The 14,461-nt window shown below is 36.3% G+C and carries 11 protein-coding genes and 1 riboswitch; of the genes, 10 read left to right on the top strand and 1 reads right to left on the bottom strand.

Features of this window, described 5'->3' with window-relative positions:
- The first annotated feature begins 5 nt into the window (after window positions 1–5).
- The 8 genes from trkA (at window position 6) to BM157_RS01470 (ending at window position 8,981) form a co-directional block, all read left to right on the top strand.
- On the top strand, window positions 6–1,391 hold the full coding sequence (gene trkA / locus BM157_RS01505; protein ID WP_055175831.1) for a Trk system potassium transporter TrkA: 1,386 nt from the start codon (window positions 6–8) through the stop codon (window positions 1,389–1,391).
- A 21-nt stretch (window positions 1,392–1,412) separates the two neighbouring features.
- Window positions 1,413–2,882 (top strand): TrkH family potassium uptake protein, encoded by a 1,470-nt coding sequence (locus tag BM157_RS01500; RefSeq protein ID WP_090139683.1) that lies wholly within the window; start codon window positions 1,413–1,415, stop codon window positions 2,880–2,882.
- A gap of 89 nt (window positions 2,883–2,971) precedes the next feature.
- Window positions 2,972–3,424, top strand: coding sequence for a D-aminoacyl-tRNA deacylase (dtd, locus tag BM157_RS01495; protein ID WP_055175825.1), 453 nt, complete (start codon window positions 2,972–2,974; stop codon window positions 3,422–3,424).
- Between the two features lie 103 nt (window positions 3,425–3,527).
- Window positions 3,528–3,642, top strand: a riboswitch (FMN riboswitch).
- Between the two features lie 232 nt (window positions 3,643–3,874).
- Window positions 3,875–4,990 (top strand): bifunctional diaminohydroxyphosphoribosylaminopyrimidine deaminase/5-amino-6-(5-phosphoribosylamino)uracil reductase RibD, encoded by a 1,116-nt coding sequence (ribD, locus tag BM157_RS01490; RefSeq protein ID WP_439655298.1) that lies wholly within the window; start codon window positions 3,875–3,877, stop codon window positions 4,988–4,990.
- The gene (locus tag BM157_RS01485; RefSeq protein ID WP_090139681.1) at window positions 4,991–5,713 is read left to right on the top strand and encodes a riboflavin synthase; all 723 of its coding nucleotides are present in this window, start codon (window positions 4,991–4,993) and stop codon (window positions 5,711–5,713) included.
- A 12-nt stretch (window positions 5,714–5,725) separates the two neighbouring features.
- Entirely contained in the window at window positions 5,726–6,919 is a 1,194-nt protein-coding gene (locus tag BM157_RS01480) for a bifunctional 3,4-dihydroxy-2-butanone-4-phosphate synthase/GTP cyclohydrolase II (protein ID WP_055306357.1), read from the top strand.
- Window positions 6,920–7,022: 103 nt separating this feature from the next.
- Complete coding sequence (gene ribH, locus BM157_RS01475) at window positions 7,023–7,490, top strand: 6,7-dimethyl-8-ribityllumazine synthase (RefSeq protein WP_022501861.1); 468 nt, start codon at window positions 7,023–7,025, stop codon at window positions 7,488–7,490.
- Window positions 7,491–7,583: 93 nt separating this feature from the next.
- A complete protein-coding gene (locus BM157_RS01470) occupies window positions 7,584–8,981 on the top strand; it encodes a sensor domain-containing diguanylate cyclase (RefSeq protein WP_318255727.1) in 1,398 nt (465 codons plus the stop codon).
- 37 nt (window positions 8,982–9,018) lie between these two features.
- On the opposite strand, the gene BM157_RS01465 is transcribed toward BM157_RS01470, so the two are convergent.
- The gene (locus tag BM157_RS01465; protein WP_055175810.1) at window positions 9,019–9,666 is read right to left on the bottom strand and encodes an ECF transporter S component; all 648 of its coding nucleotides are present in this window, start codon (window positions 9,664–9,666) and stop codon (window positions 9,019–9,021) included.
- A gap of 629 nt (window positions 9,667–10,295) precedes the next feature.
- On the opposite strand from BM157_RS01465, the gene BM157_RS01460 reads away from it, so the two are divergent.
- A complete protein-coding gene (locus BM157_RS01460) occupies window positions 10,296–12,608 on the top strand; it encodes an ABC transporter ATP-binding protein (RefSeq protein WP_090139679.1) in 2,313 nt (770 codons plus the stop codon).
- A gap of 2 nt (window positions 12,609–12,610) precedes the next feature.
- A complete protein-coding gene (locus BM157_RS01455) occupies window positions 12,611–14,461 on the top strand; it encodes an ABC transporter ATP-binding protein (protein WP_090139677.1) in 1,851 nt (616 codons plus the stop codon).

Here is a 14,461-nt window from a genome sequence, read left to right as displayed (position 1 = left end):
ATATTATGTTTGGATTAAGTAAGAAGGAAAATGGCTTAAAAATCATAATAGTAGGCTGTGGCAAGGTAGGTGCGAACCTTGTTGACCAGTTAAGTAAAGAAGGACATGATATAACTGTTATAGATAAGAAAGCAGAGAAGATACAGGATATTACCAATACCTATGATGTTATGGGACTTGTGGGTAACGGAGCAAGCTATTCAACACAGATGGAAGCTGGTATTGAAGAAACAGATCTTATTATTGCGGTTACAGATTCGGACGAGCTTAACCTTTTATGTTGTACAGTAGCCAAGAGAGTTGGCAAATGTGCAGCAATAGCAAGAGTCCGTACACCGGATTACAGTGAGGAAACAGGCTATTTAAGAGAGCAGTTAGGTCTTGCCCTTATAATAAATCCTGAGCTTGAAGCGGCAAGAGAGGTTGCACGTATATTATATCTTCCAACTGCACTTGAGGTTAATTCATTTGCACATGGACAGGCAGAGCTTGTCAAATTCAAAGTACCAGAGGGTAATCTTCTGAATGGGCTTAGCTTAGCTTATCTTGGTAAGAATATTACTAATGATATTCTTATATGCGCAGTTGAAAGAAACGGAGAAGTATATATGCCTAACGGTGATTTCGTGCTTCAGTCAGGCGATGTAGTTTCATTTGTTTCAGAACGTCATATTGCAAGAGATTTTCTTAAGCAGATAGGCTTAGCAACCAGGCAGGTTAAGGATACTATGATTATAGGTGCAAGCAAGGCAGCATATTATCTTGCTAAAGAACTTCTTAATATGGGCATCTCAGTAAAGATTATTGAAAAGGAAAAAGAGAACTGTGAAAGCTTAAGTGTTAAGCTTCCTAAAGCTATAATTATTAATGGTGACGGCACAGACCCGGATATATTGAAGGAAGAAGGTATAGAAACAGTTCAGTCATTCATTCCACTTACAGGAATAGATGAAGAAAATATTATGCTGACACTTTATGCAAAGCAGGTATCAAAGGCTAAGGTTGTAACTAAGATTAACAGGGTTAATTATAAGCAGGTTATTAATAATCTTGATCTTGGAAGCCTTGTATATCCTAAATATATTACATCAGAAGCAATTATTGCATATGTAAGAGCCAAGAAGAATTCAATGGGCAGTAATATAGAGACTCTTTATCATATGTTTGATTCAAGGGTTGAGGCAATTGAATTCATTGTTGAGGAGAATTCAAAGGTATCTGGAGTACCTATTAAGGATCTGAAGTTAAAGAAAGATGTCCTTATCTCATTTATCAACCACAATGGACATATTATCATTCCTACAGGTAATGATGAGATTGAAGACGGCGATACAGTAATGATAGTAACTAAGAATACAGGATTTACAGGTATTGATGATATTGTAAGATAGGTGTAAGCAGGTAAAATAGATATGAATAGAACAATGATTATATACATTCTGGGTTGCATACTTAAAACAGAGGGAGTGCTTATGGCACTTCCTTGTCTTGTTGCACTTATATATCACGAAAGTCAGGGAATTGCGTATGTAATTGTAGCAGTATTAAGTCTTATTGCAGGTATGCTTCTGACAATAAGGAAGCCTAAAGATTATATTATATATCTTAAAGAGGGCTGTATAGCGACATCTTTAAGCTGGATACTTATGGGAATTGTAGGTTCATTTCCATTTATGATAACTGGAGAGATTCCATCGTTTATTGATGCTTTATTTGAAACAGTTTCAGGTTTTACAACGACTGGTGCTAGTATATTAAGTGATGTTGAGAGCCTGTCACATTGCAGTATTATTTGGAGAAGCTTTACACACTGGATAGGTGGTATGGGTGTTCTTGTATTTATTATTGCGATTGTGCCACTCAGTGGTGGTTCTAATATTAATCTTATGAGGGCAGAAAGTCCGGGACCATCAGTTGGTAAGCTTGTACCGAAGGTAAGACATACAGCAAGAATACTTTATATTATATATTTTGGACTTACATTACTGGAATTCATAATACTTGTTATGGCTAAGATGCCGGTGTTTGATGCGGTTAATACATCATTTGCAACAGCTGGTACAGGTGGTTTTGGTATTAAAAATGACAGTATAGGCAGTTATTCTGTGGCTATACAGTGGATTGTCACGATATTTATGATACTGTTTGGTGTGAACTTTAATGCTTACTATCTGCTGTTCTTTGGAAGTATTAAGAAAGCACTTAGTATGGAAGAAGTAAGGGCATATTTTGGAATTATATTAGCAGCAATTACAGCTGTCACAATTAATATTTATTCTATGTGTTCTGGTGTATGGGATGCAATTACCAAGTCGGCATTTCAGGTTGGTTCAATTATAACGACAACAGGATTTTCAACGACAGACTTTAACTTGTGGCCACAGACATCAAAAACAATACTTGTATTGCTTATGTTTGTTGGTGCATGTGCGGGAAGTACAGGCGGTGGTATTAAGGTTTCAAGATTTGTAATACTTATTAAGACAATTATTAAAGAGCTTAACTCTTATATCCACCCTAGGAGCGTAAAGAAGATTAAGGTTGAAGGAAAACCGGTTGAACACGAGGTTATACGTTCTGTAAATGTGTATATGATAACATTTATATTAACATTTGTTGTATCAGTATTCCTTGTTTCATTAGAAGGAAAAGATCTGACAACTAACTTTACAGCGGTAGCGGCTACAATTAATAACATTGGACCAGGTCTTGAACTTGCAGGTCCAACACATAACTTTGGACATTTTGGCATATTAAGCAAGATAGTTATAGTATTTGATATGCTTGCAGGACGACTTGAATTATTTCCAATGTTATTATTATTCCATCCAGTGGTAATAAAGGAAATGTTAGCGGATAAGAGAAAGTACAGAGTTAAATAGAACAGATTGTATAGTTAATCAGATATTTAATATATATAGAAAGAATATTTTAGAAATACATTTAGATACTGTTAAAATGGAGAAATATAATGAAATTCGTTATACAAAGAGTTAATTCAGCAAGTGTAAAAGTTGATGGTAATGTTATAGGAAGCATAGGCAAAGGCTATCTTATACTGTTTGGTGCAGGCGAGGGTGACACAGAGGATATGCTTGTGCCATTTGCTGATAAAATATGCAAAATGAGAATATTCGCAGATGAGAATGGAAAGACTAATCTCTCAATTAATGATGTAGGTGGAGAAATGCTTATTGTAAGCCAGTTTACATTATATGCAGATTGCAGGAAAGGCAACAGACCAAGCTTTGTACACGCCTGTGAGCCGGATCTTGCCAATGAGTTATACGAGAAATTCGTAGCATTGTGCAGGGAAAGAGTTGCAAAGGTAGAAACGGGTGAATTCGGTGCGGATATGAAAGTAAGTCTTGAAAATGACGGACCATTCACTATTGTGTTAGACAGCAGAGATTTTAAATTATAAAATATAAGCTGTAAAATTAATGTTATAAATTAAATGTTGTAAATTAATGTTCAAAAGACTATTGAATTATTAGTTCTATTGTGCTATTTTATAAAAGAATTAAATAATACTTCAGGGCAGGGTGTCATTCCCTACCGGCGGTAAAGCCCGCGAGCATTATGCACGAACTGGTGGAATTCCAGTGCCGACAGTTACAGTCTGGATGGAAGAAGTAAAGTTGATATATTTAATTAGATAATCGTTGTTAAGCATATATTAAGATAATGTATTATGATAATAATATTATTAAGCTATTATAACTGTATTAGCTATTGATATTTGCAGAATATGTATTATATAGTTATTTAAGCCCTGGGAAGATTATTCTCAGGGCTTTTTTATTGATATTTTAAGAATGAAAAGCCCATTATATACATTTATTAGAGAAAGAAGGCGGGTAATATTATGGCAATGACAGATGAAGAATATATGCTAAGGGCTGTTGAGCTGGCTAAGAAAGGAACAGGCTGGACTAATCCTAATCCGCTTGTCGGTGCAGTTATTGTTAAAGGCGGCAGGATAATAGGAGAAGGGTACCATAAGAAATATGGTGGACTTCACGCAGAGAGAGAAGCACTTGCCAGTGCAAATGAGGATGTGAGTGGTGCAACGATATATGTGACACTTGAGCCATGCTGTCATTATGGTAAACAGCCACCCTGTGTTAATGCAATTATTGAGGCGGGAATAAAAAGAGTGGTGATAGGTTCTTATGACCCTAACCCATTAGTTGCAGGGAAAGGCGTGGATATTTTAAGAGAACATAACATAACTGTTGATGACAAGCTTGTGTGTAGTGAGGAATGTAAAAGCCTTAATTATGTATTTTTTAATTACATAAAAGAAAAAAAGCCATATGTGATATTAAAGTATGCACAGTCCCTGGACGGAAAGATTGCAACGCATACAGGATTGTCACAGTGGATAACAGGGGAAACAGCAAGAAATAAAGTTCATATGGACAGGCATAGATATTCAGCCGTAATGGTTGGTGTTGAAACTGTTATAAAGGACAATCCTATGTTGACGTGCCGCAGTAAAGATATTGTTAATATCAACCAGCCGGCAAGAGTAATATGTGATACTAATCTCAGGACACCGCTTGATTGCAATATTGTACGGAGTGCGAAGCTGTACACAACATATATAGCTACAAGCTGCAAAGACGATGATAAGTGCAGGAAATACACTGAGGCAGGCTGTAAACTTATATATGTCAATAAAAATGATAATGATAATAATTCTCATATAGATATAAAAGAACTGATAATAAAGCTAGGACAGCTTGGCATAGACAGTATTGTGTGCGAGGGTGGAGCGACACTTAACTGGAGTGTTCTGGCAAGTGGTATGGTAGACAGAATACAGGCTTATATAGCACCTAAAGTATTGGGTGGTGTAAATGCTCTTTCACCAGTAGGTGGAATTGGTGTTGATACTCCCGATAAAGCATATGAGCTTGATGATTATACGGTTACAAGATTGGGAAAGGATATATTAATTGAGGGGAAAGTGAGGTGTATATAATTGTTTACAGGAATTGTTGAAGAAATCGGACATATAGTATCTGTTCAAAGACACGCATTTTCTCAGATTATAACTATAAGTGCATCAGATATTCTTTGGGGAACCAATATAGGTGACAGTATAGCAGTTAATGGCGTGTGCCTGACAGTAACGTCAATTGGCAGTAAACAGTTCAGTGCAGATGTTATGCACGAAACTATTAATAAGTCATCACTTGGAAATCTGCGGGCAGGAATGGCTGTTAATCTTGAAAGAGCAATGCCAGCTAATGGCAGATTTGGCGGACATATAGTAAGTGGACATATAGATGGTGTTGGCAGAATAACAAAGATAAGCAAGGATGATAACGCTGTCTGGTACACAATTAATGCAGGTAAAGAGATTATGCAGTTAATAGTTCCAAAAGGTTCAATAACAATTGATGGAATAAGCCTTACTGTAGCAGGGGTTAATGATGATAGTTTTAAAGTATCTGTAATTCCCCATACAAGGCAGGTGACAACATTATCACAGCGTAGAATCAACGATTGTGTCAATCTTGAGAATGATATTGTAGGGAAATACATAAAAAGATTGTTACAGACAGGCGAAAGTCTTGATGTAACAGCGGATGGACTGGGCGAGATATCCACAAGGCAGGATGTGTCAGTAAAAGCACAGTCATCACAAAGACAGAATACATCAGGGATAACAAGAGAGTTTCTTGGTAAATATGGATTTTAAAAAGGAGGATATATGTTTGAGTTTAACACAGTAGAAGAAGCAGTTGAAGATTTAAAAGCAGGTAAGATTATACTTGTCACAGATGATGAGGACAGGGAGAATGAAGGTGATTTCATATGTGCCGCTGAGTTTGCAACAACAGAAAATGTTAATTTTATGGCAACATATGGAAAAGGTCTTATATGTATGCCAATGAGTGAGGAGATAAGCAAAAAGCTATATTTCCCACATATGGTAGCAGACAATACAGATAACCACGAAACAGCATTTACAGTATCAATAGACCATGTTGATACAACTACAGGGATATCTGCAAAAGAAAGAGCCTATACAACAAGAATGGTAGTAAGTGATGATGCCAAGCCGGAGGACTTTAGAAGACCGGGACACAATTTTCCACTTATTGCAAGGAAGAATGGAGTTCTTGAAAGAAACGGACACACAGAAGCAACAGTTGATTTGATGAGGATTGCAGGACTTAAAGAATGTGGCTTATGCTGTGAGATTATGAAAGATGATGGCACAATGATGAGAAAGAACGACCTCATTGAACTTGCCAGAAAATGGAATTTAAAATTCATAACAATAAAGGCAATTCAGGAATACAGAAAATGCAACGAAAAGCTTGTAGAGTGTGTGGCAGTAACTAAAATGCCTACAAAATATGGAGAATTTGTTGCACATTGTTACATTAATAAATTAAATGGAGAACATCACGTTGCTTTAGTAAAAGGTGATGTTGGTAATGGAGAAGACCTTTTGTGCAGGGTTCATTCAGAGTGTCTTACAGGTGATGCTTTTGGTTCATTAAAATGTGACTGCGGACAGCAGTTTGCGGCGGCTATGACACAGATTAATGAGGAAGGCAGAGGAATACTGCTATATATGCGGCAGGAAGGCAGAGGCATAGGTCTTGTTAATAAGCTTAAGGCATATGCACTTCAGGACGAAGGAATGGATACGCTTGATGCTAATCTTGCCCTTGGATTTCCAGGAGATATGAGAGAATACTACATTGGAGCACAGATATTAAAGGATCTGGGTGCTAAGACATTACGTCTGCTTACCAACAATCCGGATAAGGTATACCAGTTATCTGATTTTGGAATGAAGATAAGTAAAAGAATTCCAATTAAAATGGAAAAGACAGCTTATGATGGATTTTATCTTAACACTAAGAAGATAAGAATGGGTCATATGTTATAGATTTCATATGATTGAAAGTTGAAAAAATCCGACATATAGCAGTATTGATGATTTATGAAAATTGTAATGAAATTAAATTAAAAAGACGAGGAGATTAATAGTTATGAGAGTATTAGAAGGAAAATTAGTAGACAATGGAACAAGAGTAGGTATTGTAGCGGCAAGATTTAATGAATTTATTGTATCAAAGCTGGTTGCAGGTGCACAGGACGGACTTATAAGACACGGAGTAAGCGATGACAATATAGACCTTGCGTGGGTTCCTGGTGCATTTGAAATACCACTTATTGCTTCTAAAATGGCAAAGAGCGGAAAATATGATGCAGTGATATGTCTTGGTGCAGTTATAAGAGGAGCTACAAGCCATTATGATTATGTTTGTGCGGAGGTTTCTAAAGGAATAGCTAATGTATCACTTAATACAGATATTCCAGTGATGTTCGGAGTGCTTACTACAGATACAATTGAACAGGCAATTGAGAGAGCAGGAACAAAGGCAGGTAATAAGGGATTTGAATGTGCAGAGGGTGCTATTGAGATGGTAAATCTTTCCCGTGAGCTTGAAAAATAACAAATTAATTGATTTTATCATCTGTCAAGGGTATATTGAAAGTAATGATAATATGTCTGTCTGGTTATTAACCAGTGTTAAGGGGTGATACCAATGATGATGAAATTAAAGAACAGAATATTAGGAATATTACTTTTGTTTATCCTGCTTCCACTAAGCATTTTTGGTGGATTTTCAATTTACCAGACGAATAGGAAGATTGACGATATGACAGAGTGCAATCTTGCGACGGTGAGTGAGAATCAGAGAATTAATATTAAGAATTTCTGTGAGGACAGGAAGTCCGAAATGGAGATGGTTGCTAATTATGCTATGACACAGGCGGCAATCAAAGAAAGTGTAGGAGAGCCAAGTCCTTATGATGCAGGTAAAGTTGATTTAGAGTATATTAACAATGTGTTGAAGGAACGAAAGAAATATGGAGTGTTTGTTGCAAGTATATCTATATTGGACAAGGATTTCAGGGTAGTAGCCTCAAGTGAAAGTTATGAGGCAGGTGATACAAAACAGAAGAAAAGTCTTTCACATTTTGTGACTGACAGCTCTGAACGTAACAGTTTCCAGAAAGCCTGGGATGAGGTTGACCATAACAGTAACCCGGTTGGTAAAATATATTATAAATACAGGGGTGATAGTTATGTAACTTATTATTCTGATGTTGATAACACTAATTGGGGAATGAGACTTACTGAGAATCTGAGTGCACAGAGGCAGACAGGCAGGTCATACACAGTTATGTTATGTCTTGCGTTTGTATTCTTTGTCCTTGCTATATTTATTGTGCAGATATTTATTACAAAGAATGTATTAGCACCAATAGAACAGATAATGAATGTGTTTAATGATATCAAGGCTACACAGGATTATTCAAAGAGACTGCCTAAATCAAATAGTGTTGAGATGAACCAGCTTTCCGATGAAATTAATGGACTTCTCACACATATAGAAGATGAGAATATTCAGGAAAAGGAAAGGCAAAGACATTTAAGAGAACTTGCTGAGTGTGATCCACTTACTGGAATTAATAATAAAAAAGCGATTGAGCAGAAAATGCTTGCTATGGTTCAGAGTGCAACTGATAAAAAAGTGCGTATAAGTGTTGGATTTCTTGATATTGATGATTTTAAAGATTACAATACTAATTATGGACATCAGGAAGGCGATAATGTAATCAAATTTGTTGCCAATACATTAAAGGATAATTTTAAAGGTGAAGTTGGACGAAATGGCGGAGATGAATTTGTATTTGGTTATGAAGGGGATATAAGTAAAGAGGAACTTGATAGGAAAGTAAAGAAGGTCTATGATATTCTTAACAAGGGCTATAAAAGAGGCGATTTGCTAAAGAATATGTCTGTTCCTTGTAGTATAGGTATTGTAACTGCGATAGGTGGAAGCTTTGATTATGCCAAGCTGTTAAAAGAAGCAGATAATGCAATGTATGATGCTAAGATTAATGGAAAGAATACATATGTAATAAGGGAGTTATAGGAATATTATTCCTATAACTCCCTTGGTTTATATAGTTTTAAGCATTTTTTACAAGTACAGCATAAAGTGTTCTTGAAAGAATACTTGCGACAACAAAGCATACAACAGCTTCAATTGCACCCTGTGTTCCGACAAATGCGATAACGAAAGTAAATGGATTGCTTGCAGCGAATTTAGTTACATAAGTCTGAATAAAATCAGTTCTATAGAAAAGTGCAACAAGTGTACTCATAAAGAGCAGTGTGTTAAGAAGTGGGCAGGCAAGGCTTGCGATGTAGTAAGATACCTTCTGTACACTGCGGATATTATGAAGTCCCTTGAATATAAGTCCTGTAAGAAGTCCCTCAAGTGTTCTTGGAACAACTGTAAGAATAATAGTGAATACAGGGCTGATATTAAATAATGCAAATGTAAATACAGAGCCGCCAGTTACTGCCTGATAGAGGCTTGTAAGTCCGAAAGTAAGACCACATATAAGTCCACCAACAGGACCAAGAATTATAGCACCAACAGCTACTGGAATTGTCAAAAATGTGATAGTAAGACCTGGAAGTTTAATGTATCCAAGTGGTGTAAAAGCCATAATGATAATAATTGCTATCATAGCGGCAAGTTCAACCATATATTTGGTTGTAAAAGTTTTGTTGGCAGTATTATTAACTGCACTTGTCTGGTTGTTATTCATAAAATCTCCTTTTCGTCTGATAAAACGGCAATCCTGTCTTTCAGACATTTTTAATTGTAGCGTTATGACAGATGGGATAAACACGAATAAGTGTATACAGATACCAAAATATCTCATATTAGTGTAAGTACATAAATAATGTAGATATACAGACTGGTATAAATTGATATACTATATTGTATATCAATCAAAATGAAATCAGAATATTAATTCAGCATATTTAAAAGTAAAAGTTCAGAATAAAATCTTGTTACACGCCAATTGAGGTCGCACATCAATTCTTTCTTCTACCATTAAAAAACTTCCTTGAAATAATTAAATAAATAATCCAATAATTATAAACTATAAATACCAATGATTACAGGTGATAATAATTACTGGCAGCTGATACATTTTCATCCGAATAACGCTCACGCGTATAATATCATACTTGATAATACAGGGCAATACATAGATTGGTTAAAATTGTATACAATGTTTATAAAGTATTAATAAATGTTTCTTATTTCCTTAATTTACATATTTTCTCAATAATGATAAGATAAGAAAATATCGTGGCAGACTACTTTATGTTATTGCCTGATTTGAAGAGATATAGTTTATGAAGAGTTTAATAGAAAGGAAGAATTATGAGCAGAATATTGAAAAGTATTGCCCCATACTGGAAATCAATAATAATTATTCTGTTGTTACTTGTGTTGCAGGCGAATTGTGATCTTGCACTTCCACAGTACACATCGAATATTATTGATGTTGGTATCCAGAATGGTGGTATAGGACATAGTATTCCAGAGAAGATTACTAAAGATGAATATGATATAGCGAAGATGTTTATGACGGACGAAGAGATAAGCATATGGGAGAAATGTTTTGAGGAACAGGATGACTTATATGTCCGTACAGAAAATAATGATAAAAGGTTAGATGAATATGATGATACACTTGCTATGGCACTGATTATTAATAATCAGATGTCATCAGTTACAGTCACACAGTTCAAACAGCAGATGGCGGCACAGATGGGCGTTGATGTATCTGAACTTGAGAACGTTTCAGTTGCAGACCTTGGAAAGAGAATGGGTGTGGAACTTGAAACATTTACTAAGGATATTGAAGATGCTGATGGTAATGAAGTTCCAACAGAATGTGTAGATATGAGAATTATATTTAAGGTAATGTATGATAATGGTGCAATGTCTAAAGATACGTTTATATCTATGAGAGATGAATTCCAGTCAACATTTGATACAATGGGTTCAACCCTTATATCTTCAATGGGAAAGGCTTACGCTAAGTCAATGGATGCAAAGGCTGGAATGGATATGAAGGCCATACAGAAAAGATACCTTTGGATATCTGGTGCTAAGATGGTAGGAATGGCACTTCTTATTGCGGTATGTACTGTATGTGTTGCATTCTTTGCATCAAGGGTTGGTGCTGGAGTTGGACGTGATTTAAGAGGAAAAGTATATAAGAATGTAATGAGCTTTTCTAATGCAGAGCTTGATAAGTTCTCAACAGCTTCACTTATCACACGTACAACTAATGATGTACAGCAGATACAGCTCGTATGTGTTCTTATATTAAGAATGGTTCTTTATGCACCTATTATTGGTATCGGTGGAGTTATAAAGGTAATGTCAACAGGTGCTGGAATGGAATGGATAATAGCCCTTGCAGTTCTTGTAATTATTGGCTTTGTACTTTTACTTATGGCAGTTGCAATGCCTAAGTTCAAGCTTATGCAGAAGCTTGTTGATAATGTCAATCTTGTATCAAGAGAGATACTTACAGGTCTTTCTGTTATCCGTGCATTCGGTAGAGAGAAGAAGGAAGAAGAAAGATTTGATAAGGCTAATAAAGAGCTTACAAAGACAATGCTTTTTACTAACAGGGTAATGACATTTATGATGCCGGTTATGATGCTTATAATGAACTGTCTCTCAGTAGGTATTGTATGGGTAGCAGCTCACAGAATTGACAGCGGTGTTATGCAGGTAGGTTCAATGACAGCATTTATTACATATGCTATGCAGATTGTAATGTCATTCCTTATGCTTACAATGTTGTCAATTATGCTTCCAAGAGCGATTGTAGCAGCAGACCGTATAGATGAAGTTATTAATACAAAGTCATCAATAACAGATGCAGAGTCACCTAAGAGTATAAGCAATCCTAAAGGACTTTTAGTATTTGACCACGTTAACTTTAAGTATCCGGGTGCTAATGAAAATGCTCTTGAAGATATCAATTTTGTGGCTGAACCGGGGAAGACAACAGCTATTATAGGAAGTACAGGATGTGGAAAGTCTACACTTGTTAATCTTATTCCAAGACTTTATGATGCAACAGAAGGTTCAATAACTCTTGATGGTGAGAATATCAAGAATATCTCAATGAAGGAATTAAGAGATGAACTTGGTTATGTACCACAGAAGGGAATATTATTCTCAGGTACTATTGAGTCTAATATCAAATTCGGTGCACCAGAGGCTTCCATGGATATAGTAAAGGAAGCAGCTGAGATTGCACAGGCAACTGAATTTATTGAAACTAAGTCAGCAAAATATGAAAGTCCAATCGCACAGGGTGGAACTAATGTATCTGGTGGACAGAAGCAAAGACTTTCAATTGCAAGGGCTATTGCTAAGAATCCTAAGATATTTATATTTGATGACAGCTTTTCAGCACTCGATTTAAAGACAGATGCGGCACTTAGAAAGGCACTTGCTTCTAAGGTTACAGACAGTACAGTTATCATAGTTGCACAGAGAATAAGCACAATACTTCACGCGGACCAGATTTTGGTTATGGATGAAGGTAAGATAGTAGGAAAGGGTACTCACGAGGAACTTCTGAAGAATTGTGAGGTATACCAGCAGATAGCCAAATCTCAGATGTCAGCTAAGGAACTGGGAATTGACGGAAAGGAGGAAGCATAATTATGGCAGATAATAACTCATATAAGCAGACTCCAAGACGAAGAGGTCCAGGAGGCGGTATGGCTCCTGCAGAAAAAGCCAAGAATTTTAAAGGCTCAATAAGCAAGCTTATGCAGTATATTGGCAGATATAAGATTGCTATATTGGCAGTTATGATTATGGCGGCGGCTTCTACAGTATTTACAGTAATAGGACCTAAGGTATTAGGTAAGGCAACAACAGGTCTTTCAGAAGGCCTTATGAAAAAGATTACAGGAACTGGTGGAATTGATTTCTCATATATTGGAAGAATTCTTATAATTGTACTCTGTCTGTATGTGTGCAGTGCAATATTCAGCTTTATTCAGGGCTGGATAATGACAGGTGTTTCACAGAAGGTGTGCTACAGACTTCGTAAAGAGATATCAGAGAAGATTAACCGTATGCCTATGAAGTATTTTGAGAGCAGGACATACGGAGAAGTTCTTTCAAGAATAACTAACGATGTTGATACATTAGGAATGGGTCTTAACCAGAGTATAACAACAATTATTACATCAGTTGCTACAATGATAGGTGTTCTTGTAATGATGTTAAGCATTTCACCACTTATGACAATTATTGCGATAGTTATTCTTCCAATATCCGTTGGTCTTGTATCATTTGTTGTTAAGAAGTCACAGAGTTACTTTAAGACACAGCAGGAATATCTTGGACATATTAATGGACAGATAGAAGAAACATATGGCGGACATATGGTTGTTAAGTCGTTCAATAAAGAGAAGGATATGGTGGATACATTTGACAAGACTAATGCTGTATTATATTCATCAGCCTGGAAGTCACAGTTCTTCTCAGGAATGATGCAGCCTATTATGATGTTTGTTGGTAACCTTGGTTATGCAGGTGTTGCACTTTCAGGTGGTATGCTTGCTATCAATGGAGTTATCACAATTGGTGATATTCAGGCATTTATACAGTATGTTAAGAACTTCACACAGCCAATAACACAGATTGCACAGGTTATTAATCAAGTACAGTCTATGGCAGCAGCTTCTGAGAGAGTATTTGAATTCCTTGAAGAAGAGGAAGAAGAACAGATAGCTGCCAATCCAGTACCTACAGATAATATCAGAGGTGAAGTTGAGTTTAAGCACGTTAAGTTCGGATATAAGGAAGACCAGATTATTATTAAGGATTTCTGTGCCAATGTTAAGCCAGGACAGAAGGTTGCTATCGTTGGTCCAACTGGTGCAGGTAAGACTACAATGGTTAAGCTTCTTATGAGATTTTATGATGTTAATTCAGGAGAAATCCTTATTGACGGACATAATATCAAGGACTTTAACAGACGTGAATTAAGAGATGCATTTGGAATGGTTCTTCAGGATACATGGCTTTATAAAGATACTATTATGGAAAATATCAGATATGGAAAGCTTGATGCTACTGATGAAGAAGTAATCGCTGCGGCTAAGGCAGCACACGCACATCATTTTATAGAGACTCTTCCGGGTGGATATAATATGGAACTTAATGAGGATGCAAGTAATGTGTCACAGGGACAGAAGCAGCTTCTTACTATTGCAAGAGCTATTCTTGCTGACAACCCAATCCTTATCCTTGATGAGGCGACAAGTTCTGTAGATACAAGAACAGAGATTCAGATACAGAATGCTATGGATAATCTTATGAAGGGCAGAACGAGCTTCGTAATTGCCCACAGATTATCAACTATAAAGGATGCTGATATTATACTTGTTATGAAAGAAGGAGATATCGTAGAGCAGGGCAATCACGAAGAATTACTTGCTAAGGGTGGTTTCTATGCTGACCTTTATAACTCACAGTTTGAGGAGGCAGAAGCATCTTAA

It is taken from the genome of [Lactobacillus] rogosae, from assembly GCA_900112995.1.
Classification (GTDB): domain Bacteria; phylum Bacillota; class Clostridia; order Lachnospirales; family Lachnospiraceae; genus Lachnospira; species Lachnospira rogosae.
This window is presented reverse-complemented; position numbering and strand designations above follow the sequence as displayed.

Coding starts and splice junctions, on each gene's coding strand:
- BM157_RS01465 (WP_055175810.1), bottom strand. CDS start 9,666: ATGAATAACAACCAGACAAGTGCAGTTAATAATACTGCCAACAAAACT.
- ribH (WP_022501861.1), top strand. CDS start 7,023: ATGAGAGTATTAGAAGGAAAATTAGTAGACAATGGAACAAGAGTAGGT.
- BM157_RS01455 (WP_090139677.1), top strand. CDS start 12,611: ATGGCAGATAATAACTCATATAAGCAGACTCCAAGACGAAGAGGTCCA.
- trkA (WP_055175831.1), top strand. CDS start 6: ATGTTTGGATTAAGTAAGAAGGAAAATGGCTTAAAAATCATAATAGTA.
- BM157_RS01460 (WP_090139679.1), top strand. CDS start 10,296: ATGAGCAGAATATTGAAAAGTATTGCCCCATACTGGAAATCAATAATA.
- ribD (WP_439655298.1), top strand. CDS start 3,875: ATGACAGATGAAGAATATATGCTAAGGGCTGTTGAGCTGGCTAAGAAA.
- dtd (WP_055175825.1), top strand. CDS start 2,972: ATGAAATTCGTTATACAAAGAGTTAATTCAGCAAGTGTAAAAGTTGAT.
- BM157_RS01480 (WP_055306357.1), top strand. CDS start 5,726: ATGTTTGAGTTTAACACAGTAGAAGAAGCAGTTGAAGATTTAAAAGCA.
- BM157_RS01500 (WP_090139683.1), top strand. CDS start 1,413: ATGAATAGAACAATGATTATATACATTCTGGGTTGCATACTTAAAACA.
- BM157_RS01470 (WP_318255727.1), top strand. CDS start 7,584: ATGATGATGAAATTAAAGAACAGAATATTAGGAATATTACTTTTGTTT.